This is a genomic window from Streptococcus oralis, assembly GCF_026782375.1.
GTDB lineage: Bacteria > Bacillota > Bacilli > Lactobacillales > Streptococcaceae > Streptococcus > Streptococcus oralis_CL.
This window is the reverse complement of the sequence record NZ_JAKUWJ010000001.1, coordinates 245,080-270,277: the sequence shown is the minus strand read 5'-3', so window position 1 is coordinate 270,277 and position 25,198 is coordinate 245,080. Positions and strand designations below refer to the sequence as shown.

Here is a 25,198-nt window from a genome sequence, read left to right as displayed (position 1 = left end):
AATCTTTGAATGCTATGTAAAAATAATGTTATTCGTGTTCACCCAAGATACGAACTTCTCGCTCTAAGGTAACACCTGAATGTTCTTTAACTTTTTCAATGACAGACTCAATTAAGTCTTCATAATCTCTTGCAGTCCCATCGGCTACATTAATCATAAAGCCTGCATGTTTTTCTGAGACTTCGACACCACCGATACGGTAGCCCTTCAAACCAGCTTCTGAAATCAATTGTCCTGCAAAATGCCCGACTGGACGCTTAAAGACTGAACCACAAGATGGGTATTCTAGAGGTTGTTTGAGTTCGCGAAGGTGAGTCAGGCGATCCATTTCTTGCTTGATAACCTGGTGATTTCCAGGTGCAAGGGCAAATTTAGCTGACAAGACAATGGCCCCAGAATCCTGAATAGCTGAATGGCGGTACCCAAAAGCCAAGTCCTTGGCTGACAAGGTCTCGATTTCCCCTTCCTTGGTCAAAATTTGACAAGACTGCAAGATATGGGCAATCTCTCCTCCGTAAGCACCCGCATTCATAAAGACAGCTCCACCGATGCTTCCCGGAATACCGCAAGCAAATTCAAAACCAGTCAAACTATGACGAAGGGCAATACGTGTTGTCTCTATCAAATTAGCTCCAGCTTCTGCTTCAATAGTGTAACCATCAACTGAAACGTTATTAAGCTTATCGCATAAGATGACAAAACCACGGATTCCACCTTCACGAACGATGATATTGCTGGCATTCCCAAGCACCATCCAGGGAATATTCTCTTGATTGGCAAATTGGACGACACGGGCCATCTCATAGCGATTGCGTGGCAAAACTAGATAATCCGCTCGACCTCCAACCTTTGTATAGGTATAGGTCTTCAAAGGTTCCTTAAAACGAATATCGATTCCTTCTAGGATTTCAAGCATTTTTTCTTTTACTGACATGTCACTCTTCCTTTTTCAAAATTCATTCCATTATACCATTTTTAGAGACATTTGACGACCATAAAAAGAGCTTGTTTTATCTTTACATAAAAAAAGAGGTCACCCCTCTTTTTATGATTTTTTCCAAAATGTAGATTTGGTTAGCCAGATAAAGACTAGAAGTTCTACGAAAAGAATGAACTCAACTAGAAGCGGATTTGCAATCCATCCCACTTGAGATAAGGCTGGAGCTAAGTCAAACAAGGCATGCAAACCATAGGCAGCAAGGAGGTAGATCCATTTCTTTTGACGAACACTTTGATAGACCCAGATAGAGAGACCAATTTGCAGAACCAGAGCAAGCACACGCTCAACTCCTAGTAAATAAACCTGCCATACAGAAAGAGACTGGACCGTTTCGAGTGTAGTCTTTGGAAGGAGATTGGCTACATCAGTATTTGAAGACTGGATGAGTGAAAAGAGAATCAACAAACTGATCAAGCTTCCCATTCCGAGATAGAGCATCTCCAAACCCCCATGTCCCAAACCATAAGCCAAAGCATCTCGATCTTCTAGCTTTCTCTTTTTCTCCAACCATTTAAAAAAGGCAAGACGAGCTGTTTCCTCAAAGAGGGCAGCCATGGCGATTCCATAAAGGATGTATAAGAAAGGCTGCTCCTGCATGAGCGGAATAGTTCCATCTTTTTGCGGATGGAGTACCAGAAGGTGAACCATCTTCTCTAACACTTGAGAAGAAACGAAAAATGCGATTGCCCCTAAGCCCATCACTGCAAGAGAGATTTTAAACCGTTTTTTGGCATACCAAGTTCCACCTACTAGAATGAGAACTAAAGCGATCATGGTGAGGATAATATGTACTGTCATCTTTTTCTCCTATTCTGACTTATCAATGTCTTTCTTCATCTCGTCAACATTAAATTTGGCAAATAAATACTGGCGATCTTGGACTGGAAAACGTTGGTCCAACTGGTCGACTGCTCCCACCTCGATCATGCCTTCCTTGATAACAAAGTCCATCACGTGTCCACCAAAGGTCAAGTCATCTGAGATAAAGTGCAAATGGTAACCCGCCACACTGACCCCATGGAAAATCTCTGGTGTCCAAAATCCAACAATGGTTCCCGATACATTTTCACGTCTATATTCAGGTTGGTGAGTCGCCACATCAGCAAACTTGGTGTCTGTTGTTGATTTGGGAATCATTCGTACATGCATTTGTGAAAATTCGCCATGAATCTTGATGGAACGAAAGAGATTCTCCCCATCATAGTAGGACTCAATTCGCTTTTCCAATTCCTTATATGTCATCTCAAAGCGCTGACGGAAAATCACTTCTGCCTGATGAGGGACCACTGCTGCATAGGGAATAAGAGCATCCGCTGCCACCTCAACGATTTCAGGCTTTTGACCAGATCCCTTGGCTTGATAAGCCTTGCCATCAAGGACGATCAACTCCCCATCAATCGAATCCAAAGTTCCCAAGCCGAGGTCACCATGTTCCAGCAACTCTCCTACGGTCATGGTTCCACCATAAAGTCCTGCCATTAGGGCACCTAGAGTATTGTATTGAAATAATTTTACCGGTTCCTGCACTTTTCTATCCATTCTCTTTCTTATCTTCTGTTCAATGAATCATCATACTTTCTAAGTATACCACATTTGCTCCTAGATGTGAAAGGGAGAAATGCTTTTCCCATTGCCAAGTAGACAAAAAAAAGGTACAATGTAACAAAATCAAAGGAGGTCTGGAATGACAAAGCAAAGCAAGTACCAAGCAGTTGTTTCCTTTCTAAAAAAAGGTATTGAATCAGGAAAATTCCCAACTGGTAGCCGGCTTCCCTCCATCCGTCAACTGAGCCAAGACTTCCACTGTAGCAAGGACACTATCCAACGAGCCCTGCTGGAATTACGCCATGAACAATACCTCTATGCCAAACCCCAAAGTGGCTACTATGTTCTGGAACAAGGACAGCACCAAGACTTGGAAATCGAAGTCACTGACGAACATGCCAGTGCCTATGACGACTTCCGACTCTGCGTCAACGAAACCCTGATAGGCCGAGAAAACTACCTATTCAACTACTATGACAACCAAGAAGGCCTTGAGGAACTCAGACAATCTGTCCATCAACTCCTCTTTGACCAAGCCCTCTACTGTAAACCCGATCAACTGGTTCTAACTTCTGGCACCCAGCAAGCTCTCTTTATCCTTTCTCAGATTAACTTTCCAAGCGAGGGAACTGAGATTTTGGTTGAACAGCCGACCTACCACCGGATGAATCGCCTCTTGGTCGCCCAGGGATTGGCCTACAGGACCATTGAACGCCGAATCGATGGGATTGACCTTGACGAACTAGAAGAACAGTTTAAATCTGGAAAAATCAAGTTTTTCTATACCATACCTCGCTTCCACTATCCTCTTGGCCATTCCTATTCTGATCAGGAAAAAAGGGCCATTCTGGATCTAGCAAACCAGTATGGTGTTTACATCGTCGAGGATGACTATCTAGGAGACCTGGACCCTAAAAAAGGACAGACCTTCCACTATCTGGATACAGAGGATCGCGTCATTTATATCAAGTCCTTCTCAACCAGCCTCTTTCCAGCCCTTCGTATCACCGCTCTCATTCTCCCAAATGCCCTAAAAGAGGCCTTTGTTTCCTACAAAAATATACTGGACTATGACAGCAATCTCATCATGCAAAAGGCTCTTTCTCTTTACATCAATAGCCAGTTATTTGAAAAAAATCGACTGGCCAGACTGACTCTTCAAGAGAACTATCAGGCTCAGATTAAGAAAGTACTTGAAAAAAACACCTGTCCCTTACCCCACTATCCTCTACATGATGGCCTTTTGCTTGATTTGAAACACTATTCTAAGATTGCCAGTTTGAAACACAGCTCACTCAAACTAGACTTTTTTGAGAAGGCTTATTTGGATACCTGCCCTTATCAGTTCGCCAAAGTCCCTCTTGAAAATCTAGAAGAGCTATTAGAATACATAAAAGCAGAATTGGATTAAAGTCCAACTCTGCTTTCTTTTTATTGTTCAACTTCTGTTAGTTTCGCTGCTTTTTCAAGATAGCTTTGATAGGTTCCGTCATCTTTCAGTTTTTGGATAACCTTATCAACTACTGCTTTTAAGTCTGATTGATTCTTCTTAATAGCAACGGCATTGGCTTCGCCATCTTTCATCGTCAAGTTAACAGATGCAACAACAAGGTCTGAGTTTTTGCCTGCGTAGCTAAGAGCCACTGGTTCATCCATATGAACAGCATCCACTTTTCCAGCCTGCAATTCATTGACTGCTTCACCCATATTGGTCAAGGATGTCAACTGGGCATTTGGCAATTGTTCCTTGACCATGGTTTCTGGAACAGTTCCCTTTTGAGCTGCGATATTGGCACTTGCTAGGTTTGAAAGATCCTTGTACTTGTCTAAATCGGCTTTTCTAACCAAGAAACTCATCTTGTTTTCATAGTAAGGAATTGAAAAATCAAAGACTACCTTTCTCTCATCAGTGGCACTAATTCCTGCAATAGCCAAGTCAGCCTTTCCAGTTTGAAGACTGGTCAAAACATTGTCAAAACTCATACTAGAGATTTCTAGCTTAACTCCAAGTTCATCCGCAATCGCTTGAGCCATATCAATATCTGCACCAACCACTTGGTTTTTACCATCAACCAAGGCTTGGAATTCAAATGGCGCATAGTCTGGGCTGGTCGCAACAACTAGCTTCCCTTTTTGTTTGATAGCATCCACAGCAGACTGGGAACTATCCGTACTGGATTGACAAGCTACTAAAATCATGCTGGCAAGTATGCTACACACAACTAATATCCATTTCTTGAATTTCATAATTAAACGTCCTTTCTGTTATTTCTGAATAATTATAACTCATCTGAAACTACTTGTCAACGTTTTTCTTGCATTTTCATAAAATATAGTTACAAAAAATAGAAATTCAGAGATTAGTTTATCTATCTATTGGGAACTTATTTTCAAAAAAATCATTTATCATATCTTGATGTTGCTGGTTTACAATTTCAATATTTTGTACGTCCCTATGATCAAAAAATCCTAATTCTAAAGTTTCATCACTTGTAAAAAAATTTGTAGAGATAGAAGTTTCAGATGAAACTAAATACAAAATTGTAAGAACTTGAGCCTCATCACCATTCGGATAACTATCTGAATATTTAGTATAAACATTTAAAAGTTTTTCCGCTCTCACTTCGATTCCCGTTTCTTCATAAAACTCTCGCACTAAAGCTTCTAAAGCCGATTCACCTAATTCAATAGCACCACCTGGTAATCCCCACGTTCCTTTATCTGCTCGTTTTTGTAATAATATTTTTCCTGATTGATTTAATATTCCACAGGTGAAATTTAAAATAATTTTATCTTTCCCAACTTTTTTTCTTATATTCTGTATGTAGTCCATTACTCACCTCTGATAAAAAAACATCAATACAACGAAAGCTTACTATTAAAAAGTAAGCTTTCACAATAATTTTATCATTTGAATACTTTATAATTCAACAATCTTACCTGTTTCAAAGTAAACAACCCATTCACAGATATTTTTTGCGTAGTCTCCGATACGTTCCAAGAAGGAAATGACCTGGAAGTAATCACGGCCTGTAACAATGGCTTCAGGATTTTTCTTGATTTCCTCTGTAGCTAAATCACGGATGCTATCAAAGTAATGATTGATTTTTTCGTCCATCGCCGCTACTTCATATGCTTGATCCACAGAACCGTTCAGATAAAGATCTAGAGCTGCTTCGACAAAGTCTTTCACGTCGCGTCCCATCTGTTTGATTTCTTCTTCAACGGCAGGGATACGTTGCTCTCCTTTCATACGAATGGTTGCCTCAGCGATAGAGACTGCATGATCTCCCATGCGTTCGAGGTCTGAAACCGCCTTGAGAACGGTCAAGACAGTACGAAGGTCCTGAGAAACGGGTTGCTGAAGGGCAATGATTTCAAATGATTTCTTCTCCAGCTTAATTTCATATTCATTCACTTCCGCATCTTTGTCGATAACTTCTTTAGCTAGATCACGGTCATGAGTGACAAAGGCACGCACTGTACGATTGATCTGAGAAAGCACTTCTTGTCCCATTGCGTAGAACTGGTTGTGCAATTTCTCCAAATCTTCTTCAAATTGAGATCGTAACATCTTTCAACTCCTTATCCAAATTTTCCTGTAATATAGTCTTCTGTTTCCTTGTTTTGTGGGTCTAGGAACATCTTCTTCGTATCGTTAAACTCGATCAAATCCCCATCTAGGAAAAATCCTGTTTTATCAGAGATACGAGAGGCCTGTTGCATGGAACGCGTTACCAAAAGCATGGTGTATTTATCTTTCAGACCATACAAGGTTTCCTCAATCTTACCAGCCGAGATAGGATCCAAGGCCGAGGTTGGTTCGTCCAAAAGGATGATTTTAGGGCTAGTCGCTAAAACACGGGCAACACAGACACGTTGCTGTTGACCTCCTGAGAGACCAATAGCCGAATCATGCAAACGATCCTTTACTTCATCCCAGATAGAAGCACGTTGCAAGGCCTTTTCTACTGCTTCATCAAGGACTTGTTTATCCTTGACTCCATTGATACGTAGACCATAGACAACATTTTCATAGATAGACATAGGGAAGGGATTGGGCTGTTGAAAGACCATACCAATTTCCTTACGCAATTCAACTGTATCTGTACGTGGACTATAGATATTGTGACCATTATAAATCACTGTCCCCGTTGTTGTCACCTCAGGGTTTAAATCTCCCATCCGGTTGATGGCCTTGAGAAGAGTTGACTTCCCAGATCCAGAAGGACCAATGAGGGCGGTTATTTCCTTGGGTTGGAAAGAAAGGGAAACACTATTCAAGGCCTTCTTTTTGTTGTAATAAACGGACAGGTCTTTAACCTGCAAAATCGGTTCTGTCATGCTGTTTCCTTTCTAACCAAAGTGTCCCGTTACATAGTCATTGGTTGACTGTAACTTAGCATTTTGGAAAATATTGGACGTCTTATCATACTCAATCAAATCACCCAAGTAGAAAAATCCTGTGTAGTCACTCGCACGGGCAGCCTGTTGCATACTGTGGGTAACGATGATGATGGTAAAGTCTTTCTTCAACTCCAGCATGGTTTCCTCAAGCTGGGCTGTCGCAATCGGATCCAAGGCTGACGCTGGCTCATCCATCAAGAGAATATCTGGCTTGACAGAGATAGCGCGAGCGATACAAAGCCGTTGCTGCTGACCACCAGAAAGCATCAAGGCTGATTTGTGAAGGTCGTCTTTGACCTGGTCCCAAAGGGCAGCTTGACGGAGAGAAGTTTCCACAATTTCATCCAAGACCTTCTTATCCTTGACTCCTGCACGTTCATGAGCAAAAGTAATATTGCGGTAGATAGACTTCGCAAATGGATTTGGACGTTGGAAGACCATTCCGATATGCTTGCGCATCTCATAGACATTGATTTCTGGACGGTTGACGTCAATACCTTGATAGAGGATTTGACCTGTGACCTTGGCAATATCAATGGTATCGTTCATCCGATTGAGACTGCGAAGATAGGTAGATTTCCCAGATCCAGAAGGACCAATCAAGGCTGTAATTTTATTTTTTTCAAATTGCATATCGATGCCCTTGATGGATTCATTTTTACCATAGTAAACATGTAAATCCTTGGTAGAGAGGGCCACTTTTTCTTCAGGAAAGGTGATGATATGCTTTTCATCCCAGTTATATTTTGACATGGCTTCTCCTTTAGGCAGCGGTTAATTTCTTGTGTAAATAGCTTCCGAGTTTGCGTGCTCCAAAGTTAAAAATCAAGATAAAGATGAGGAGCACGGCGGCAGAACCAGCAGATACAATGGTAGCATCAGGAATGGTTCCTTCACTGTTGACCTTCCAGATGTGGACAGCCAAGGTTTCTGCTTGACGGAAGATTGAGATAGGACTGGTAACACTGAGGATATTCCAGTTAGACCAGTCTAGGGCTGGTGCAGACTGTCCTGCCGTATAGATCAGAGCAGCAGCTTCACCAAAGATACGACCAGATGCCAAGACAACACCCGTTACGATACCTGGTAGGGCTTCTGGAATGACGACATGGACCACAGTCTCCCAACGAGAAATTCCGAGGGCCAGACCAGCCTCACGTTGGGTATGGTGAACGTGTCTCAAACTGTCTTCAACATTTCGAGTCATCTGAGGCAGGTTAAAGACCGTCAAGGCCAAGGCACCAGAAATAATGGAAAATCCATACTCAAACTGGACTACAAAGATTAAGTAACCAAAGAGCCCCACAACGACCGACGGTAGAGAAGACAAAATTTCAATACAGGTACGGATGAAATTGGTCACAGGACCCTTTTTGGCATATTCAGCAAGGAAAATCCCCGCTCCCATGGATAAAGGAACAGAAATAACCAAGGTAATAACCAAAAGGAAAAAGGAATTATAAAGCTGAATCCCGATACCTCCACCTGCTTGATAGGAAGAAGATTTTCCAGTCAAGAAGGACCAAGAGATGTGAGGTAAACCACGAACCAGGATATAGAGAATCAAGGACGCCAGAATGGTCACGATGATACCCGAGATGGTATAGAGGACAGCTGTTGCAAGTTTATCTAATTTCTTAGCGTGCATAGTTTTTCTTTCCTCTTTCTTTCGTAATCAATTTAATCACACTGTTAAAGGCCAAACTCATCAAGAGCAATACCAAGGCCAGTGACCAGAGAACGTTATTATCAACCGTTCCCATGACCGTATTCCCAATTCCCATGGTCAAAACAGAAGTCAAAGTCGCAGCTGGCGTTGTTAGCGAGGTTGGGATAACTGCTGAGTTTCCGACAACCATCTGAATAGCCAATGCTTCACCAAAGGCACGTGCCATCCCAAAGACCACTGCTGTAAAAATACCTGAACGCGCTGCTTTCAAGGTCACACGCCAGATGGTTTGCCAGCGAGTCGCTCCCATTGCCAAACTGGCTTCACGGTAGTGACGGGGAACAGCACGCAAGCTGTCTGTTGTCATAAAAGTTACAGTTGGTAGGATCATGACAAAGAGAACGAAAATCCCTGACAAGATCCCAAAACCAGTTCCACCAAAAATGCTACGAACAAAAGGCACCACAACTTGCAAACCGATAAATCCATAGACGACTGAAGGAATACCGACGAGAAGTTCAATGGCTGGTTGCAAAATCTTAGCACCTTTTGGTGATACTTCTGTCATAAAGACTGCAGCACCAATAGCAAAGGGAGTTGCAATCAGGGCTGACAAAATTGTTACAATAAAGGAACCCAAAATCATTGGCAGGGCACCAAATTGTTTTCCTGAAGGATTCCAAGTCTGTCCAAAGAGGAAATCAAAGATGTTCACCCCATTGACAAAGAAGGTCGACAAGCCTTTCTGCGCTACAAAAATCAAAATCATCGCCACAATGATGACAATTAAAGAAAGACAGGCGAAGGTCAATCCTTTACCAAACTTCTCAAGGCGAGAGTTCTTTGAAGGAGAGAGCAATTTTTTTGAAAGTTCTTCTTGATTCATTATTGACTCCCTTCTATCGCTGTTACGGTACCTGACGCATCTTTTTGGACTTTCATTTCATTGATGGAAATATAGCCCATGCCCTTAACAATTCCAGTCTGGGCTTCGTCTGAGAGGATGAATTTTAAAAATTCAGTCGCCAACTCATTCGGCTGACCTAGGGTATACATGTGTTCATAAGACCACAAAGGCCAGTTGTTGGTTGTTACATTTTCAGTTATCGGCTCATAGCCATTGAGTTTCATGGTCTTGACCGAGTCATCTACATAGGCAAAAGCCAAGTAAGAAATGGCTCCTGGAGTTTGGGAGACAATCGACTTGACCATTCCATTAGAATCCTGTTCTTGGCTCTGCATAGCCGCTTGACCATTCATTACGACATTGTCAAAGGTTGCTCGCGAACCAGAACTTGCTGCACGGTTAATAATCGAAATTGCAAGGTCTTTGCCCCCAACCTCTTTCCAGTTAGTCACTTCACCGGTAAAGATTTTACGAAGTTGCTCAATTGTCAGATTTTCAACAGTCACTTCTTTGTTCACAATTACTGCCAGACCAGCTACTGCAACCTTATGGTCCACAAGCGCTGAAGCGTCAATTCCATCTTTTTCCTCAGCAAAAACGTCAGAGTTACCAATATCAACCGCTCCTGACTGCACTTGAGAAAGTCCTGTTCCCGAACCTCCACCTTGAACGTTGACAGTTTTTCCAATGTTTCTTGAACCAAATTCGTCTGCTGCGGCTTCGACCAAAGGCTGAAGGGCAGTTGAACCGACGGCTGTCATGGTTTCTCCACGATCAATCCAGCTTGCACATCCCGCTAGAGAACCTGCAAGTAAAAATGTCGCAAGAGATAGAACGAGCTTTTTTCTTTTTTTCACTATTTTTCTCCTTGAACATAATGATGAATGTTCTGATTTCTTTCAGTTCCTATCATGACAATCAGTGATGATAAGATTTGGTTTACGATTTATAGACTGGAAGTCCCTTGAGGACCAGTCGGTTCATCACATAATATAAGTAAAAATGAAAGACTATCAGAAAAAACTCATACTTCCAATATAACATAGAATAGATTCTTTGACTAGCTTTTTCACTTGAATCTGAGGCCTTTTGGATAATAATTTTTTAAAACATTTCCAGTAACTTTTGCAAAGCCCAGACCATTTCCTTGAACCACAACTTGATACCAGCCATTTGGTAGACTTTCAGCTAGCTGAACTGTTTCCCCAGCCACATATTTTACAAAGTCCTCACCATTGATTTCGACCCTTTGTTTCACCTGACTTGGTTTTAAGGCTAGTCCCAGAGCAAAGCTTGGTTCGAAGCGTTTCTTCTTAAAAGTCCCCAAATGAAGTCCATTTCGGGCAATTTTGAGTTTCCCTAGATCAGGTAGCATCTCTGGCAAAAGATAGAGTTGGTCTCCAAAAGTTTGTAGAAGGCCAGTTAGTGATATTTTTAGATGTTTTTGTGCAAAATCTTGCCACAAGTTCTGCTGTTCGCGACTGAGATTGGTCTTGCAGGGTTTGAATTTGGGTGCAGGATTTTCTCCCTTAAACTGCAAATGGGCAACAAACTGACCTTCTCCCTTAAAATGGTGTGGGTACATCCGAGCCGTTTCAGGAAGATCAATTCCTGCTACCATACCATTCACTTGCTCGACTGGAAGTAATTCAAAATCATAAGTATCTAGTAACCAGTGGACAATCTCTTCGTTTTCCTCTGGCGACCAGGTACATGTCGAATAGATCAAACGGCCACCTTCTGCCAACATGGTCACTGCATCTTCTAAAATCTCTCTTTGGAGACTGGCACATTGATTCGGATAGTCGATGTTCCAATAGTCCATGGCATCTGGTTGTTTACGGAACATCCCTTCACCCGAGCAAGGAGCATCAAGGACAATCACATCAAAGTATCCTTTAAAGACCTTGGATAAGCGATCCGCAGATTCATTGGTCACGACTACGTTTGTAGCTCCAAACCGCTCCATATTTTCCACTAAAATCTTAGCCCGCTTGCTTGAAATTTCATTGGAAACAAGGATACCCTGATTAGCCAGATAAGCTGCCAATTGAGTGGATTTCCCACCTGGTGCTGCCGCCAAGTCCAAGACCTTCATACCAGGAAGGGGCTGAGCTACCTGGGCCACCATTTGGGCTGCAGGCTCTTGCGAATAAACGAAACCTGTCACGTGCTCTGGAGACTTTCCAGAGACCTTACCATAATGCCCCCAAGGTGTATGAGGAATGGCATCTGCAAACGATAGCTGACTTTCTTTTAAGGGATTAACCCGAAAAGCCGATACTGCTTCCTGTTTAAAAGAGGCAAGAAAATCTCTTGCCTCATCTTCTAGTATCGCTTCATATTTTTCAACAAATCCTTCTGGAAATTGCATTTAATTTTCTTTCCTTTCATAAATGTAGGACTGAATCTCTTCTTGCATTTCGATTGGCACCAACATGACCGGCTGGCGTGTTTGAAAATCAACAGGCTCACCAGAAACTGTAAGAAGACGATAGCCTAGACTTTCCCCTAGGATACTGGCAGCAGCGTAATCCCAAGGTTGCAAATAGGTAATATAAGTCAGCAGACGACCAGACAGAACCTTGGCAAAACTAATGGCTGCACTACCATAGACACGGACTCCCAACGCTGCTCTACCCAAATCCGCCAAGCCCCATTCATTGGTTTCAAACATGCCTGAATTACCAGCCACTAAAAATTCTTGAAGAGGTTTCTTTTTAAAAGTTGGTAAAGGCTCATTATTACGATATGGAGGAAAGTCACCACCACCATGGTAACAATCCCCTTTCATGACATCATAAATGATACCAAATTTCCCAACCTCATTCTCAAAGTAGGCCAACATCACGGCAAAATCTTCCTTCTGAGCGACAAAGTTATTGGTACCGTCAATGGGATCGATCACCCAAACATTCCCCTGGCCGACTGCCGTACGCAAACAGCCCTCTTCCGCACAAATCAAGTCTTCTGGATAAGATGCTAAAATTCTACCAACCAAGAGATCCTGAACTTCCTTATCCAAACGCGTCACCAAGTCAGTAGGTGAAGATTTTCGCTCGACCTTCAAATCTTCTTGCATGTGTGCCAAAATGTAATCTGCAGCTTCTTGCACAATCTGTCTGGCAAATTCAAATTTAGTTTCCAAGAGAAATCTTCCCTTCTCTTTTTTCTTTTGCTAATTGAACTGCATGATAGAAGGAATAACCGCTAGCCGTCTCAAATTCGCGACCTAAACGTTTTTCTTCGCTTTTGCTCGGAACCACAGACTTAAATTTCTTGTAAGAATCTAGCAGTTTTTTTGCTTCTACCTTATCTTCGTAGGCAGCTTCAACATCATTAAAAAAAGAGAGCACTGAAGCAAGTTCTTCAGTGCTCCACGACAAATCTAGTGGGTAACTATACTGTTTGTTCATCTATCCAATACCAGCTCTCAATGTTGCTTCTTTCAATTCTTGTTTACGGTAACTACGAGGGAGAAAAGCACGAATCTCATCTTCATTAAAACCGATCTGCATGCGTTTGGTATCTATAATAATTGGGCGACGCAAAAGACTAGGATATTGCTCAATCAACTGAAGCAACTCCGATACCGAAATACTCTCTACATCAATATCCAATTTTTGGAAAATTTTTGAACGAGTTGAAATGATGTCATCAGTACCATTTTCGGTCAAGGAAAGAATGTGTTGCAATTCTTTTCTTGTTAAAGGACTGGTCATAATATTATGCTCTTGAAAGGGCACCTTATGCGTCTCTAACCAGGCCTTTGCCTTACGACATGATGTACAGCTCGGTGATAAAAATAGTGTAATCATGCTTTTCTCTTCTTTATCTAAACTTTGCTGTTTCTATTATACAAAAAAATAAAGCGCTTGGCTAGCTATTTTGGGAAAAAAAAGCCTATTTTTTCATAGAAAATAGGCTTTTTTTGATAGAATTTGAAGGTTTTACAAACTTATCCATAGGATAACCTATCAATAAAAATGAAAGCGATTAGATTCTCTCATTATTTATTAAAAGTACAAAATGTTATCTACTATTTTTAAAAGCTTTGACAAGAAGGAAACTGAATATTCCTTCATACAAAACAAAGAAAAGTACAAAGGCATGGAGGAAGAAAATCTCTGGTAAAATCAGAATAACTCGATCCTTTGCTGGATCAAAAAGCCAAGTATCATCTCCCCAAAAGAGAATCTGATGAAAAAGCGTAAAAAATTGCTCAAACCCAATCAATACTCCTACAAGCCCAATGATTAGGGGCAATAGTACAAGAATCAAGATGCTTTTACGATATAGTGGTAAAAAACCTTTTTTCACAATCTTTCTAACAAAGAAATAGAAACTTGGAAGTGTCACCAAAGTAACCAACTGAACCAAGTGGAAGAGATTCTTCACCACCGCAAAGTGGTGTAAACCAGCCGCTGATGAACGAAAATCTGGCATCTCTAAGACCTGACTAAAGGGATTGGTCAGGTAATTCATCAAGATATGAAAATTGTACTGAATGGTTTCGGGCTTTAGATAGACTCGATCCGCTAAGTTCAGCCACTGAATCTCCATGGGATAGAAAATCCATGCCAGATAAATGGTTAAGAGAATAGAAATGGAAAGGAGAAAGAGCATACTTCCCCAAAAAGTCAGTTTAGTTCTCATCAAAATTCCACTCCGCAAGGCTAGACACCACATGAGTTGGTGCGATTGGCAGATCCGCTACTTCTTCTGCCTTGGTAAAACCTGTCGTCACCAAGAGCGTTGGAATACCATTGTCAATCCCTGCTCGGATATCTGTCAGGTAGTTGTCCCCAACCATAAGCAATTCTTCTCTTTTCAAACCTAAGTGCTCAACCGCCTTGCCCATGATGATAGCATTTGGTTTCCCAATATAAACTGGTTTCACTCGTGTTGCCACTTCAAGCAGGGTTACCAGTGAACCAGCTCCTGGTAAGAGACCACGTTCCGTCGGAATATTGAGGTCAGGATTGGTTCCGATAAAGTGAGCTCCCTTTTGGATAGCTAGGGTCGCTGTAGCAAATTTTTCATAATCGACTTGCCAGTCCAGTCCAACTACCACATAGGCAGGATTTTCCTTGTCTTCGACATAACCAGCTGCCTGAATGGCATCCTTGAGTCCTGCTTCTCCGATGACATAGACTGTCTTTTCCAGTCCCAAGTCATTCATATAGTCGATGGTTGCCAAAGTCGCTGTGTAAACCGTTGATAGAGGCGTGTTGATATTAAAATTCTGAGCCAACATCTCTTGAACGCTCTCGGGAGTACGAGTTGTATTGTTGGTCACAAAGAGATAGGGGATCTCTCGTTTTTGCAATTCATGCACAAAAGCCTCACCTGCGGGAATTCGGTCTTTCCCCTTGTAAATGGTCCCGTCTAAATCAATTAAATAACCTTTATAAGCCATATCGCCCCTTCTAATTGCCTTCAATTTCTTGCCAAGTAATCATAGCTTGGGCATTGATCTCACCATCACTGATAATCTGATGCTTGCTTTCTAGTCCCTTGAGTTCATAAGCTGAGGCAATCATGCCACCTGGCCGCACTTCTTTGACATACTTGAGATTGATTTTCTTTGGAATGTACTTGGTTAGAAAATCGGCCCCCATGACCTCAAAAATCCAATCTAGGTATTTACTATTATTGACATGACCATTCATATCCAAATCGTAAAAACGAACATGGTAGTCTTTACTGATAGGATCTTCTAGATTTGCATACTTTGGCCCACGGATCAGTTTTTTATCAAACTCAGACTGGTAAGGCGCAACAATCTCAGGCTCGACTCCATGAACTTTCCGACTATTGCGGTCCATGAGAACAAAGGTTGCCAACATGTGAATCATTTCTTGACCTGCTTCATCATAGAGAGTGAAGCGACGATAGCAAAAGAGACGATTGTAGCTCAAGGCTTCCGTTTCAATCGTAATCTCCTCAGCAAAGCGAGGCAAACGTACCACGTCAATCTCATAATCTGTGATAATCCAGACCAGATTGTAGCGTTCCAAGACGTCCTTGTCACTGACTCCCAGCTCAATCGATTGCATACCTGATACTTGCAGGGACAGCAAAATCACATCTGGTAACTTGATATGACCGTTCATGTCCGCCATATCAAAAGGAATTTTCATTTTCATCTGATAAGTTAAGCCCATCGTTCTACTCCAAAATAAATCGTTCTGCTACAGTGTCTCCTAAAAAGAGACCCCTCTTTGTCATTCGGACGCGATCACCATCAATCTGCATAAGACCTTGTTGAACCAAGTCTCTGATGATTTTTCCATATAGTTCACCAAAGGACCGTCCAAATTTTTCCTCAAATCGCGCCATAGAAACCCCAGATTTCTTGCGGAGGCCTAGGAACATTTCTTCTTCCATCTGCTCCCTTTGACTCAGGTGTTCTTCTGTTATCCGAGCATTTCCTACCTCCACTGCGCCTAGATAATGGCGGATAGGTCCGTGGTTTTTATAACGTACCCCGTTCACATAACCTGACGCACCCGCACCGATACCATAGTACTCAGCATTGTCCCAGTACATGAGATTATGGCGACTTTCAAAGCCAGGCTTAGAGAAATTGGAAATCTCATAATGCTCAAAACCAGTTCGCTCCAGTTCTGCAATGATGTACTCAAACATCTCTGCTTCTAACTCTTCCTTGGGCAGGGGCAATTTCCCACGTCGCATACGGTTCATAAAGACCGTATGGTTTTCCAAAATCAAGCTATAAAGGCTCATATGAGGAATATCAAGCGAGATAGCCTTCGCGACATTGTCCTTGACCTGAGCCATAGTTTGACCGGGTAGAGCATAAATCAAGTCGATGGAGATATTGTCAAAACCAGCCAATTTAAGACGGTCGATATTCTCATAAATATCCTTCTCCAAATGACTACGCCCAATCTTTTTCAGCATTTTGTCATCAAAGGTCTGCACACCTAGAGAGACACGATTGACTGGCGACTGTTTCAAAACCGCAATCTTATCCTCGTCCAAATCTCCTGGATTGGCCTCAATGGTCAACTCTTCCAAAACTGACAAGTCCAAGTTCTTAGTCAAGCCATCCAGGAGCACTTCTAATTGCGGAGCTGACAAAGCCGTTGGCGTCCCACCTCCAATGTAGAGGGTTCGCAATTTTTGGATATCATAAGAACGAAACTCTTCAAGTAGATGTTCCAGATAACTATCTACTGGTTGATTCTTAATAAATACCTTTGAAAAGTCACAATAATAACAAATCTGTGTGCAAAAGGGAATATGCACATAGGCTGACGTTGGTTTTTTCTGCATAGTATTTATTATACCACAAAGACTGCTTTCCAGATAAAAATCACCATCTCCAGAACCAGAGATGGTGATGTTTTATTCTTCTGTAATATCAATAATAATCTCTTCTTCGTCTTCTACGATATCTGGAGTTTCCGACTGTTCTTGCCATTGCTCCTTGAGATTGTTAAAGGTTTCTTTTGATGCTTCTGTCGCTTGTCGTGCACATGTTTTGGCTTGATCAAGGACACTGTCAAAAGTAATTTCACCAGATTCTACTTGTTCCTTTGTTTTAAGCACAAAGTCCGTTGCTTGTTCCTTCACTTCTGTCAATTTCTCACAGACTTGCTCTTTGGCATATTCTGGATCTTCTCTCAAATCATCTAGAAAATCTTGAGCTTGACTGCAAACTTGCTTGCCCTTGTCACTGGTTAAGAACAAGGCCAAAGCTGCACCTGATACAGTTCCTAAAAGGATAGAGGATAGTTTTCCCATGAGATTTCTCCTTTTTTATTTTTTGAAAAATTTACTTGCGACACGGAGAGCTGACAAGCCTGCACCCGTTTTAATGGTCTTTGAACCAGCAGATGAAGCTTTTTTGCCTAAAACACGTGCATGTTGGTTGAGGTCAGATACTGACTCTGACAAGTCCGCCACCGCCGTAAAGAGTGGATCAATCGTCGCAACTTTGATATTGATGTCGTCTGCTAACACATTGACCTTAGCCAACAATTCATTGGTCTGATGCAAGGTAACGTTCACATCTGAGCTCAACGTTTTGATGGTTTTCTCTGTCTCATCAATCATACGACCTGCTTTTTGAATCGTAATTGTCAAATAGACTAAACAGACAATCAAAGCAATCGCAACAAGTATATATGCAACTTCTAACATTTATTTTTCCTCCTCTGTATGATAGAAAGGGGCTTTCTTTCGATTTTGATAAAGTATGATAAAAATACCGAGTCCGATAAGGACAACTGATAACCATTGGGAAACTCGCAGACCAAAGAACATGAGACTATCCGTCCGCATCCCTTCGATAATCATACGACCAAAGCCATACCAAATCAAGTAGAAAGCAGTGATATGACCACGTCTGATTCCCTTTAATTTTCGTCTAAAAATCAGAATCAAAGCAAATCCAACCAGATTCCAAACCGACTCGTAAAGGAAGGTCGGCTGACGGTAGCTACCGTCAATGTACATCTGATCACGAATGAAGCCTGGCAAATAATCCAGACTATCTACTGCCGCACCATAGGCTTCTTGGTTAAAGAAATTTCCCCAGCGGCCTAAACTTTGGGCAATCAGAACGCTCGGCGCCGCAATATCTAAGAAATCCCAAGTATTAATCAACTTTCTATCTGCGAAGATATAGAGTACAATAGCTCCTGCTATCAAACCACCATAAATGGCCAAACCGCCATTCCAGATGGCAATCACATCACCTGGATTTTGAAGATAGTAATCTAAGCGGAAAAGCACATAGTAAAGTCTGGCACCTAAAATTGCAATAGGAAAGGCAATTAAGATAAAATCTAGAATATCATCTGACAAAATCTTCTTTTTAGGAGCTTCTTTCATGGCAAGATAGACTGCCAAGACCAAGCCTGCCACAATACATAGGGCATACCAACGAATGGAAAAAGGTCCGATTTCAAATGCAACTGGATTAATCATGTTTCACCTCATTTTGAGCGATCAGATTTGTCAAACGTTCTTCAAATAAACGCGTCGCATCAAAGCCCATTTCCTTAGCACGATAGTTCATTGCTGCCGCCTCAATAACAACAGAGATATTGCGTCCTGTTTTTACCGGGATGCGAATACGTGGAATAGCTACACCAGAAACTTCTAGTTCTTCGGCATTGTTTCCTAAACGGTCAAAAGTCTTATGGGTATCGTAATTTTCCAAATAGACGGCCAGCTGAACTTGTGAAGAATCTTTTACAGCGCTTGCTCCATAGAGACTCATAACATCGATAATCCCAACTCCACGAATCTCAAGTAGATGCCTTAAAATTTCAGCTGGTTCTCCCCAAAGGGTCATCTCATCCTTAGAATAAATATCGACACGGTCATCCGCTACTAGACGATGACCACGCTTCACGAGTTCAAGACCTGTCTCACTCTTACCGATACCACTATCCCCTTGGATCAAGACTCCCATGCCATAGATATCCATCAAGACACCATGTACACTCGTACGTTTAGCTAAACGGGAATCAAGATAACTAGATAACTCTCCAGACAAACGGCTGGTTGCTGTCCGACTGGTCAAAATCGCAATCTTACATTCTCTAGCAGCCTTCAACATTTCTTCTGGAACTACCAAACCACGAGCTACGATGACCGCTGGTGTTTCTGGCAGAAACATTTTTTTCAAAACTTGATAACGGTTTTGAGAAGGCATACTAACCAAATAGGACCACTCCTTCATCCCCAAAAGTTGGATCCGTTCTGGAGTGTAGTAATCAAAATAGCCCGTCATTTCAAGACCAGGTCTCGTAATGTCCGCTGTGTTGATTTCTTTTTCAAGCAATTCGCCTTCGCCGTATACAATATCTAGTCTGAGCTTTTCAATTACTTCTCTTACTAAAACCGACATAATTTCCTCCTTCAATCGAGTTCTCCTTACTATTATATCAAATTGTAGTTGGAAGTTTCCTTTTTTTGCAGGATTTACAGTATTTATTTAAAAATAAAAAGACTAGACAAGTCTAGCCTTTCATTTCAAATTAGAATTTTTTACGTTTACGAGCTGCTTCTGATTTACGTTTACGTTTTACAGAAGGTTTTTCATAGAATTCACGTTTGCGTGTTTCTTGAAGAGTACCAGCTTTAGTAACCGCACGTTTGAAACGACGAAGTGCGTCGTCAAGAGATTCATTCTTACGTACTACTGTTTTAGACATTTTTTTCACTCCCTTCAAGTTCAAGATCTATTCCATTTTACATGCAAAATGAATAAATGTCAAGAGGAAACCTACATTTAATCCTATTTCTCAGTCCATTAATGACTTTCTTGCTTATACTTTATTAAATCTAGTAATTTTTAAATCAAATCGTACAACTTTGTTACTGCTTGTTCAAAAGTCTTAATATATTCCCAATATTCATCAGGAAGATTCGAAATCTTACTCAAGTCATTGCTATCAAAATAGTAAACAAGGTGTCGAAGAATTTGATTTTCAATAAAATGCAAATCTCTCATCTGATCTATACTAATAGAATCAAGATTTTCTATGTAGCGACATAAATCAGCCAGCGACTGCGTATCAAATATATTTTCCTCATGTAAATAATAGAGAAAACTTTGGTTTTCGGCTCGTATATTGTCTTTTATCAGATCATTTTCTAATAGCATACTTTCATTCTCTTCTTGTATATCATAAAATAGTAAAAATTGAACCTAACTAGGTCTAGTTGTTCTACAAATCTATTATACCACTTCTTCTATTGACTTATGAAAGCTATAAAAACCACTCACTCCAAAAAGCAAGTGGTTCTGAATTTATTTTTCAAGTAAGCTTAGCGCCTCTGCATCTGCAATGATGGTCACGTCAGGGTGATTTTGTAGGCTACTTGCTGGTAGATTTTCAGTTACTGGGCCTGACACTGTTCCAGCAATGGCTTCTGCTTTTGACTCACCATAAGCAAAGAGAAGGATAGACTTGGCATCCAAGATGTTTTTAATTCCCATTGAAATGGCTTGGGTTGGGACATCTTCAATCTTGTCAAAGAAGCGAGCATTGGCTTCGATGGTAGACTGGTCAAGTTCGACTAGATGCGTTTGGCTATCAAATGGAGTACCAGGCTCATTAAATCCAATATGTCCATTGCGACCGATTCCCAAGATTTGCAAATCAACAGGATGGTCAGCCAAAATTTGGTTGTAGCGTTCAACTTCAGCTTCAGCATTATCCTTAACCCCACGAGGCAAGAAACTTTCTTTAAATGGTTTTTGGTTAAACAAGTTTTCTTGCATGAAGTAACGGTAAGACTGTGGATTGTCCCCATCAAGCCCTACATACTCATCGAGGTTTACACTGGTTAGATTTGAAAAATCAAGATCACTTTCAACGATTTCTTTGTAAAACTCAAGTGGACTACTTCCTGTCGCAAGTCCCAAAGTTTGAGCGCCATTGGCCAACTTTTCCTTCAAAATTTCAAAAGCTACTTTTCCACCTTCGACTTGATTCTCAACTTTTATAACTTTCATTTTATATCCTCCATATTTCTATATTCATTATATGGTATAGACCAATTTTTGTCAAGTGAAAACGATTTAATTTCTAAAAAAAGAGCGTCCAAACTTGAAACATGTTATAATGGATAAGATTAGAAGTTAGAAAGAATGATGAAAAAATGAATACAGCTGATTTTGATTTCCACTTACCTGAGGAATTGATTGCTCAAACACCCCTTGAAAAACGTGATGCCTCTAAACTCCTCATCGTCAATCGTGATACGGGAGAATTTCAGGACAAACACTTCCACTCTATTATTGATATGTTGGAACCGGGTGATGCCCTTGTCATGAACGACACCCGTGTTCTCCCAGCCCGCCTCTACGGTCAAAAGGAAGAAACAGGTGGCCATGTGGAGCTTCTCCTTCTCAAAAACACTGCTGGTGATGAGTGGGAAGTTCTAGCTAAACCTGCCAAACGCCTCAAGGTCGGTACTCGTGTCAGCTTTGGAGATGGTCGTCTCAGCGCTGTCGTTACGGAAGAATTGACCCACGGAGGCCGTATTGTCCGCTTTGAATACCAAGGAATTTTCCTAGAAGTCTTGGAAAGTCTGGGTGAAATGCCGCTACCGCCTTATATCCATGAAAAACTGGATGACCGTGAACGCTATCAAACGGTCTACGCTAAAGAAAGTGGCTCTGCTGCTGCACCGACTGCTGGATTGCACTTCACCAAAGAACTGCTAGCAGAAATCCAAGCCAAGGGTGTCCATTTGGTTTATTTGACCCTCCACGTTGGTTTAGGAACCTTTAGACCCGTTTCTGTTGACAATCTGGACGAACATGAAATGCACTCCGAATTTTACCAACTTTCTGAGGAAGCAGCAGCCACCCTTCGATCTGTCAAGGAAAATGGAGGCCGTGTCATCGCTGTTGGAACTACATCGATCCGCACACTGGAAACCATCGGCTCTAAGTTTGACGGACAAATCCAAGCAGATTCTGGCTGGACCAATATCTTTATCAAACCTGGTTACGAGTGGAAGGTTGTAGACGCCTTCTCAACCAACTTCCACCTTCCAAAATCAACTCTAGTCATGCTAGTTTCAGCCTTTGCTGGTCGGGACTTAGTCCTAGATGCTTACCACCATGCCATCCAAGAACACTACCGCTTCTTTAGCTTTGGTGATGCTATGTTTATCTATTAAGAAAATCCCTATTAGGAAACCTAATAGGGATTTTTCTAATTATTCCATACTAAACTTTGGATCCTTCAAGCTCTGCACACTGGCATTGATAACTGCTCCGATAATTAAAATCTTTGCGATGAGAATAAACCAGAACATCATGACTACCACAATAATGGAACTGAAGAATCGAACATCGACCAGATGATTGACATAGTTATTGAAATAGACAGAAAAGATATTCAACAGAAAGACAAGAGTCAGCAAAACGAAGATACTACCAGGAAAAACGTAGCGAATACGAGGGACTCTAACGTTTGGAAGGAAATAGTAGAGCATGACCAAGATTGCAAAGAGCAAGGCATAAATCAAAGGGCCTGTAAAGTCCTGTAGATAATCAAAGAAAGGACTGTCTGATTGCCAGTAAGTTTTGAGGAGGTTGAGCAACATACGTCCAAACATACTCAAAAATAAGGCTAAGGCAAAAAGAATTTGCAAGCCAAAGCTGACGAGTAAACTCATCAATTGATGGGAGATAATTCCTCGGCTCTTGGCCACTCCATATGCCTTATTAAAAGCCTTTTGGAGAAAATCCATCGATTTAGAGAAGGTCCAAAGAGCAGATAAGACTGCAAAACTCAGCAAACCAGTCGATGGTTGAGTCAGGACTTCTCGGACAATCTTTGCGACCACATCATAGACTGTATCTGGTACAAATTCCTTGATGGTGAGCAAAAAATTTGAAATCGGAATTTGAAAGTAGGGCAAAATATTGACCACTATCATCAGCAAAGGAAAGATTGAAATCAACCAATAGTAGGCAACCGCAACACTGGTCAGTTCACTATCGGAAGCTTGATAAAAATGTAAAAAAGCTTTCAACAAGGGCCGTTCCATCAGCTCTTTCCACCACTTTTTCATGTTGCGATCCTCCTAATACAATTTGATTTTCTAAACTAATTTCTTCTGACTAATTCCATCATATCATAGGGTAGGGTATTTGCGGCTTCTTTTAGAGAATAATTTTCAAGATTGTTGACATTTTGCCGTAATTTTTTGGCATACTTGGTCGTAATCAATTTCTTCTCTTCGTATTCAAAGATTAACTTACGTTCTAGGTAGTAACCTCTTAGCATTTCATCGATATTGTTTGGTTTGATACGAGTGATAACACGTTCGACAAAGGCCCCACTACCGATAATAGCTGTTTCACGCAAGCGAGACTCCTGCATAAAGCTAATCAGACTACTCTTGTAGATTCCTTTTAGGTTTTCCAAACTTTCGATAATCAACTCCGTATTCTCCAGATAGAGTTCGGATATTTGATCATAGTCAAGAGCTCGAAGGCGTCGTTGCTCCTTGTCATTCCAACTACGGAAGGTCTGGCCAAAGGTCAGCAATTCATGCAGGACAAAACGCAAGATACGGAGGGATACAAGGAAGTAATATGTTAGGCGGGAAGCCACCTTGCGATTGATGCTCTGTTCCATATTTTTCAAATAGCGTTGGTAAACTTGATAGCCACGCTCACCGATTTTTCCTTCTTCGTAAGCCTGCTCTAAACCATCGCTTTCGATACTCAAGATGAGGAGTTTTAAAGCCTCCCAGTCCTCTTGGGCGCTTTTATTTTCTTGACTAAGGATTAGGTTTTCAATTCGACCGTGATAATTATCAATAGCCGCATAAAGGGGGAGTTTGTTCTTATGCCCTTCCAGTTCTTTTTCTAACTCTCCTGTGACCTCATTTAAAATTGCAATGTGCATGAGGTAATCCTTGGTTTCTTCTTGCTCCTCGGAAAGGTGGGGAAGCACTAAAAGACCTGTTAGAAAGCTTAACAGCGTGACACCCGCTACTAGGAAAAGTAAGAGGGGATACTCCTGCTCTAGATTACTAGGTATGAGAAGAATAGTTGCAATAGAGACCGTTCCTTTTACACCAGAGAAGGTCAAAAGAAGCATATCCTTCATGTAATTACGAAGATTTTTCTTGAGCCGTCGAGTTCTCCAAATATAGAAGCCATAAATCATGACAAAGCGAATGGCAAAAAGTAAAAGTGTCAGTAAAACAACCGATACCAATAAGAGTAGGGGATTATAAAGGGGATTGGTCAGGATAGGTTCTGCTATCATTTCCAATTCCATCCCCAAGATGACAAAGACAGATCCATTGAGCATAAAGGTCACGGTATGCCAAACAGTATCAGTAACAGTATCTACTTGGGCTTCGAGGAGTGTAATTTTCTTGAAACGACTGGCCTTCAAAATCCCTGCAACTACAACTGCTATAATCCCAGAAACATGGATTTCTTCGGCGATAAAAAAGGTCATAAGAGGTAAACTCAGTTCAAGCAAAAGTTCACTCGCTATATCCGTCGCTCGCACACTCAGTAAAAATGTATGTAGGAAACGATTGATCATTGCCGTTACAAAGCCGACCGCAAAACCACCAAGGATAGAAAGCGCTAGGGAAGTTCCAGCCTGACTGAGGGAAAAAGCGCCTGTTGTCCATGCAGCCAGAGCCACCCGAAAGGCAACCAAACCAGAAGCATCATTTAAAAGTCCTTCTCCTTTGAGGATATTGGATACACGTTTAGGAAAACGAAAGCGTTCAGAAAGAGAAGCAAAGGCAACTAAATCCGTCGGACCAAGCGCTGCCCCAACAGCCACGCAGGCGGCTAAAGGAAGAGTCATCCAAAGGAAGTGAGCCATGCCCCCTAAGCTTAAGGTCGAGATAAAAATCACTGGAAAAATTAAATAAACAATGATACGCCAGTGTTTTAAAACAGATGTAATATCTGCTTCTTGAGCTTCACGAAAGAGTAGGGGACCAATAACAACTGCCAAAAACAGCTCGGTATTGAGATGGAAGGCAGTATTTGGCAAAAAGAGACCAATGCCAATTCCCAAAAGAATTTGTACTAGGGGGAGGGGCAAAAAAGGCAAGAGTTTATTTGTCGTACTGGAAACAATTAAGACAAATAAAAATAGAAGCAGGTAAATGAGTAATTCCACGC

30 protein-coding genes are annotated in these 25,198 nt (G+C 41.4%); 2 read left to right on the top strand and 28 right to left on the bottom strand.

What is annotated here, in order from left to right:
• Positions 1-28 precede the first annotated feature (28 nt).
• The 3 genes from murB to budA all read right to left on the bottom strand — a co-directional run bounded on the left by murB (position 29) and on the right by budA (position 2,539).
• Entirely contained in the window at positions 29-934 is a 906-nt protein-coding gene (gene murB / locus MK409_RS01285) for a UDP-N-acetylmuramate dehydrogenase (protein WP_268705059.1), read from the bottom strand.
• Positions 935-1,045: 111 nt separating this feature from the next.
• Positions 1,046-1,798, bottom strand: coding sequence for a YhfC family intramembrane metalloprotease (locus tag MK409_RS01280; protein ID WP_268705058.1), 753 nt, complete (start codon positions 1,796-1,798; stop codon positions 1,046-1,048).
• A 9-nt stretch (positions 1,799-1,807) separates the two neighbouring features.
• Positions 1,808-2,539: an acetolactate decarboxylase gene (gene budA / locus MK409_RS01275; RefSeq protein WP_268705057.1), complete on the bottom strand. Its 732-nt coding sequence runs from the start codon at positions 2,537-2,539 to the stop codon at positions 1,808-1,810.
• A 145-nt stretch (positions 2,540-2,684) separates the two neighbouring features.
• On the opposite strand from budA, the gene MK409_RS01270 reads away from it, so the two are divergent.
• A complete protein-coding gene (locus MK409_RS01270) occupies positions 2,685-3,956 on the top strand; it encodes a PLP-dependent aminotransferase family protein (protein WP_268705056.1) in 1,272 nt (423 codons plus the stop codon).
• A gap of 20 nt (positions 3,957-3,976) precedes the next feature.
• Here MK409_RS01270 and MK409_RS01265 read toward each other — a convergent pair whose 3' ends face one another.
• From MK409_RS01265 to MK409_RS01155, 23 genes are all read right to left on the bottom strand, one after another.
• Positions 3,977-4,792, bottom strand: a complete 816-nt coding sequence (locus tag MK409_RS01265) for an ABC transporter substrate-binding protein (RefSeq protein ID WP_268705055.1) — start codon at positions 4,790-4,792, stop codon at positions 3,977-3,979.
• Positions 4,793-4,910: 118 nt separating this feature from the next.
• Positions 4,911-5,378 carry an NUDIX hydrolase gene (locus MK409_RS01260; protein ID WP_268705054.1) on the bottom strand — a complete coding sequence of 156 codons (468 nt, stop codon included), beginning with the start codon at positions 5,376-5,378 and terminating at the stop codon, positions 4,911-4,913.
• Positions 5,379-5,465: 87 nt separating this feature from the next.
• Positions 5,466-6,119 (bottom strand): phosphate signaling complex protein PhoU, encoded by a 654-nt coding sequence (gene phoU, locus MK409_RS01255; protein WP_268705053.1) that lies wholly within the window; start codon positions 6,117-6,119, stop codon positions 5,466-5,468.
• Positions 6,120-6,130: 11 nt separating this feature from the next.
• A complete protein-coding gene (pstB, locus tag MK409_RS01250) occupies positions 6,131-6,889 on the bottom strand; it encodes a phosphate ABC transporter ATP-binding protein PstB (RefSeq protein ID WP_049538316.1) in 759 nt (252 codons plus the stop codon).
• Positions 6,890-6,901: 12 nt separating this feature from the next.
• Positions 6,902-7,705, bottom strand: a complete 804-nt coding sequence (pstB, locus tag MK409_RS01245; protein ID WP_000049847.1) for a phosphate ABC transporter ATP-binding protein PstB — start codon at positions 7,703-7,705, stop codon at positions 6,902-6,904.
• A gap of 10 nt (positions 7,706-7,715) precedes the next feature.
• Complete coding sequence (gene pstA / locus MK409_RS01240; RefSeq protein WP_268705052.1) at positions 7,716-8,600, bottom strand: phosphate ABC transporter permease PstA; 885 nt, start codon at positions 8,598-8,600, stop codon at positions 7,716-7,718.
• The gene (gene pstC / locus MK409_RS01235) at positions 8,590-9,507 is read right to left on the bottom strand and encodes a phosphate ABC transporter permease subunit PstC (RefSeq protein WP_268705051.1); all 918 of its coding nucleotides are present in this window, start codon (positions 9,505-9,507) and stop codon (positions 8,590-8,592) included. Before pstC ends, pstA begins: the two co-directional genes overlap by 11 nt.
• Positions 9,507-10,385, bottom strand: a complete 879-nt coding sequence (locus MK409_RS01230; RefSeq protein WP_268705050.1) for a phosphate ABC transporter substrate-binding protein PstS — start codon at positions 10,383-10,385, stop codon at positions 9,507-9,509. Before MK409_RS01230 ends, pstC begins: the two co-directional genes overlap by 1 nt.
• 212 nt (positions 10,386-10,597) lie before the next feature.
• Complete coding sequence (locus tag MK409_RS01225; RefSeq protein WP_268705049.1) at positions 10,598-11,902, bottom strand: RsmF rRNA methyltransferase first C-terminal domain-containing protein; 1,305 nt, start codon at positions 11,900-11,902, stop codon at positions 10,598-10,600.
• The gene (locus MK409_RS01220) at positions 11,903-12,676 is read right to left on the bottom strand and encodes an inositol monophosphatase family protein (protein ID WP_268705048.1); all 774 of its coding nucleotides are present in this window, start codon (positions 12,674-12,676) and stop codon (positions 11,903-11,905) included.
• Positions 12,666-12,944 carry a UPF0223 family protein gene (locus tag MK409_RS01215; RefSeq protein ID WP_001041963.1) on the bottom strand — a complete coding sequence of 93 codons (279 nt, stop codon included), beginning with the start codon at positions 12,942-12,944 and terminating at the stop codon, positions 12,666-12,668. The genes MK409_RS01220 and MK409_RS01215 overlap by 11 nt, the downstream gene beginning before the upstream one ends.
• Positions 12,945-13,346 (bottom strand): Spx/MgsR family RNA polymerase-binding regulatory protein, encoded by a 402-nt coding sequence (locus MK409_RS01210; RefSeq protein WP_000631261.1) that lies wholly within the window; start codon positions 13,344-13,346, stop codon positions 12,945-12,947.
• Positions 13,347-13,560: 214 nt separating this feature from the next.
• Complete coding sequence (locus MK409_RS01205) at positions 13,561-14,184, bottom strand: TIGR01906 family membrane protein (protein WP_268705047.1); 624 nt, start codon at positions 14,182-14,184, stop codon at positions 13,561-13,563.
• The gene (locus MK409_RS01200; protein ID WP_268705046.1) at positions 14,174-14,947 is read right to left on the bottom strand and encodes a TIGR01457 family HAD-type hydrolase; all 774 of its coding nucleotides are present in this window, start codon (positions 14,945-14,947) and stop codon (positions 14,174-14,176) included. Before MK409_RS01200 ends, MK409_RS01205 begins: the two co-directional genes overlap by 11 nt.
• A 10-nt stretch (positions 14,948-14,957) precedes the next feature.
• Complete coding sequence (locus tag MK409_RS01195; RefSeq protein ID WP_268705045.1) at positions 14,958-15,695, bottom strand: acyl-[acyl-carrier-protein] thioesterase; 738 nt, start codon at positions 15,693-15,695, stop codon at positions 14,958-14,960.
• 4 nt (positions 15,696-15,699) lie between these two features.
• On the bottom strand, positions 15,700-16,830 hold the full coding sequence (gene hemW / locus MK409_RS01190) for a radical SAM family heme chaperone HemW (RefSeq protein WP_268705044.1): 1,131 nt from the start codon (positions 16,828-16,830) through the stop codon (positions 15,700-15,702).
• A gap of 72 nt (positions 16,831-16,902) precedes the next feature.
• Complete coding sequence (locus tag MK409_RS01185) at positions 16,903-17,301, bottom strand: YtxH domain-containing protein (RefSeq protein ID WP_268705043.1); 399 nt, start codon at positions 17,299-17,301, stop codon at positions 16,903-16,905.
• Between the two features lie 15 nt (positions 17,302-17,316).
• Positions 17,317-17,700 carry a DUF948 domain-containing protein gene (locus tag MK409_RS01180; protein WP_009730340.1) on the bottom strand — a complete coding sequence of 128 codons (384 nt, stop codon included), beginning with the start codon at positions 17,698-17,700 and terminating at the stop codon, positions 17,317-17,319.
• A complete protein-coding gene (lgt, locus tag MK409_RS01175; RefSeq protein ID WP_268705042.1) occupies positions 17,701-18,489 on the bottom strand; it encodes a prolipoprotein diacylglyceryl transferase in 789 nt (262 codons plus the stop codon).
• The gene (hprK, locus tag MK409_RS01170; protein ID WP_000115193.1) at positions 18,482-19,417 is read right to left on the bottom strand and encodes an HPr(Ser) kinase/phosphatase; all 936 of its coding nucleotides are present in this window, start codon (positions 19,415-19,417) and stop codon (positions 18,482-18,484) included. Before hprK ends, lgt begins: the two co-directional genes overlap by 8 nt.
• A 130-nt stretch (positions 19,418-19,547) precedes the next feature.
• Entirely contained in the window at positions 19,548-19,724 is a 177-nt protein-coding gene (gene rpsU, locus MK409_RS01165; protein WP_000048054.1) for a 30S ribosomal protein S21, read from the bottom strand.
• Positions 19,725-19,864: 140 nt separating this feature from the next.
• Positions 19,865-20,176, bottom strand: a complete 312-nt coding sequence (locus tag MK409_RS01160; protein ID WP_268705041.1) for a hypothetical protein — start codon at positions 20,174-20,176, stop codon at positions 19,865-19,867.
• Positions 20,177-20,323: 147 nt separating this feature from the next.
• Positions 20,324-21,031 (bottom strand): glucosamine-6-phosphate deaminase, encoded by a 708-nt coding sequence (locus MK409_RS01155; RefSeq protein ID WP_268705040.1) that lies wholly within the window; start codon positions 21,029-21,031, stop codon positions 20,324-20,326.
• A gap of 146 nt (positions 21,032-21,177) precedes the next feature.
• Here MK409_RS01155 and queA point away from each other — a divergent pair, with 146 nt between their 5' ends.
• A complete protein-coding gene (gene queA, locus MK409_RS01150) occupies positions 21,178-22,206 on the top strand; it encodes a tRNA preQ1(34) S-adenosylmethionine ribosyltransferase-isomerase QueA (protein ID WP_268705039.1) in 1,029 nt (342 codons plus the stop codon).
• 39 nt (positions 22,207-22,245) lie between these two features.
• On the opposite strand, the gene MK409_RS01145 is transcribed toward queA, so the two are convergent.
• Together MK409_RS01145 and MK409_RS01140 are read right to left on the bottom strand one after the other, a co-directional pair.
• Positions 22,246-23,106 carry a YihY/virulence factor BrkB family protein gene (locus MK409_RS01145; protein WP_268705038.1) on the bottom strand — a complete coding sequence of 287 codons (861 nt, stop codon included), beginning with the start codon at positions 23,104-23,106 and terminating at the stop codon, positions 22,246-22,248.
• A 35-nt stretch (positions 23,107-23,141) separates the two neighbouring features.
• Entirely contained in the window at positions 23,142-25,196 is a 2,055-nt protein-coding gene (locus tag MK409_RS01140; RefSeq protein WP_268705037.1) for a cation:proton antiporter, read from the bottom strand.
• Positions 25,197-25,198: the final 2 nt, after the last annotated feature.

Coding starts and splice junctions, on each gene's coding strand:
- murB (WP_268705059.1), bottom strand. CDS start 934: ATGTCAGTAAAAGAAAAAATGCTTGAAATCCTAGAAGGAATCGATATT.
- MK409_RS01280 (WP_268705058.1), bottom strand. CDS start 1,798: ATGACAGTACATATTATCCTCACCATGATCGCTTTAGTTCTCATTCTA.
- budA (WP_268705057.1), bottom strand. CDS start 2,539: ATGGATAGAAAAGTGCAGGAACCGGTAAAATTATTTCAATACAATACT.
- MK409_RS01270 (WP_268705056.1), top strand. CDS start 2,685: ATGACAAAGCAAAGCAAGTACCAAGCAGTTGTTTCCTTTCTAAAAAAA.
- MK409_RS01265 (WP_268705055.1), bottom strand. CDS start 4,792: ATGAAATTCAAGAAATGGATATTAGTTGTGTGTAGCATACTTGCCAGC.
- MK409_RS01260 (WP_268705054.1), bottom strand. CDS start 5,378: ATGGACTACATACAGAATATAAGAAAAAAAGTTGGGAAAGATAAAATT.
- phoU (WP_268705053.1), bottom strand. CDS start 6,119: ATGTTACGATCTCAATTTGAAGAAGATTTGGAGAAATTGCACAACCAG.
- pstB (WP_049538316.1), bottom strand. CDS start 6,889: ATGACAGAACCGATTTTGCAGGTTAAAGACCTGTCCGTTTATTACAAC.
- pstB (WP_000049847.1), bottom strand. CDS start 7,705: ATGTCAAAATATAACTGGGATGAAAAGCATATCATCACCTTTCCTGAA.
- pstA (WP_268705052.1), bottom strand. CDS start 8,600: ATGCACGCTAAGAAATTAGATAAACTTGCAACAGCTGTCCTCTATACC.
- pstC (WP_268705051.1), bottom strand. CDS start 9,507: ATGAATCAAGAAGAACTTTCAAAAAAATTGCTCTCTCCTTCAAAGAAC.
- MK409_RS01225 (WP_268705049.1), bottom strand. CDS start 11,902: ATGCAATTTCCAGAAGGATTTGTTGAAAAATATGAAGCGATACTAGAA.
- MK409_RS01215 (WP_001041963.1), bottom strand. CDS start 12,944: ATGAACAAACAGTATAGTTACCCACTAGATTTGTCGTGGAGCACTGAA.
- MK409_RS01210 (WP_000631261.1), bottom strand. CDS start 13,346: ATGATTACACTATTTTTATCACCGAGCTGTACATCATGTCGTAAGGCA.
- MK409_RS01205 (WP_268705047.1), bottom strand. CDS start 14,184: ATGAGAACTAAACTGACTTTTTGGGGAAGTATGCTCTTTCTCCTTTCC.
- MK409_RS01200 (WP_268705046.1), bottom strand. CDS start 14,947: ATGGCTTATAAAGGTTATTTAATTGATTTAGACGGGACCATTTACAAG.
- MK409_RS01195 (WP_268705045.1), bottom strand. CDS start 15,695: ATGGGCTTAACTTATCAGATGAAAATGAAAATTCCTTTTGATATGGCG.
- hemW (WP_268705044.1), bottom strand. CDS start 16,830: ATGCAGAAAAAACCAACGTCAGCCTATGTGCATATTCCCTTTTGCACA.
- MK409_RS01185 (WP_268705043.1), bottom strand. CDS start 17,301: ATGGGAAAACTATCCTCTATCCTTTTAGGAACTGTATCAGGTGCAGCT.
- MK409_RS01180 (WP_009730340.1), bottom strand. CDS start 17,700: ATGTTAGAAGTTGCATATATACTTGTTGCGATTGCTTTGATTGTCTGT.
- lgt (WP_268705042.1), bottom strand. CDS start 18,489: ATGATTAATCCAGTTGCATTTGAAATCGGACCTTTTTCCATTCGTTGG.
- hprK (WP_000115193.1), bottom strand. CDS start 19,417: ATGTCGGTTTTAGTAAGAGAAGTAATTGAAAAGCTCAGACTAGATATT.
- rpsU (WP_000048054.1), bottom strand. CDS start 19,724: ATGTCTAAAACAGTAGTACGTAAGAATGAATCTCTTGACGACGCACTT.
- MK409_RS01160 (WP_268705041.1), bottom strand. CDS start 20,176: ATGCTATTAGAAAATGATCTGATAAAAGACAATATACGAGCCGAAAAC.
- MK409_RS01155 (WP_268705040.1), bottom strand. CDS start 21,031: ATGAAAGTTATAAAAGTTGAGAATCAAGTCGAAGGTGGAAAAGTAGCT.
- queA (WP_268705039.1), top strand. CDS start 21,178: ATGAATACAGCTGATTTTGATTTCCACTTACCTGAGGAATTGATTGCT.
- MK409_RS01145 (WP_268705038.1), bottom strand. CDS start 23,106: ATGAAAAAGTGGTGGAAAGAGCTGATGGAACGGCCCTTGTTGAAAGCT.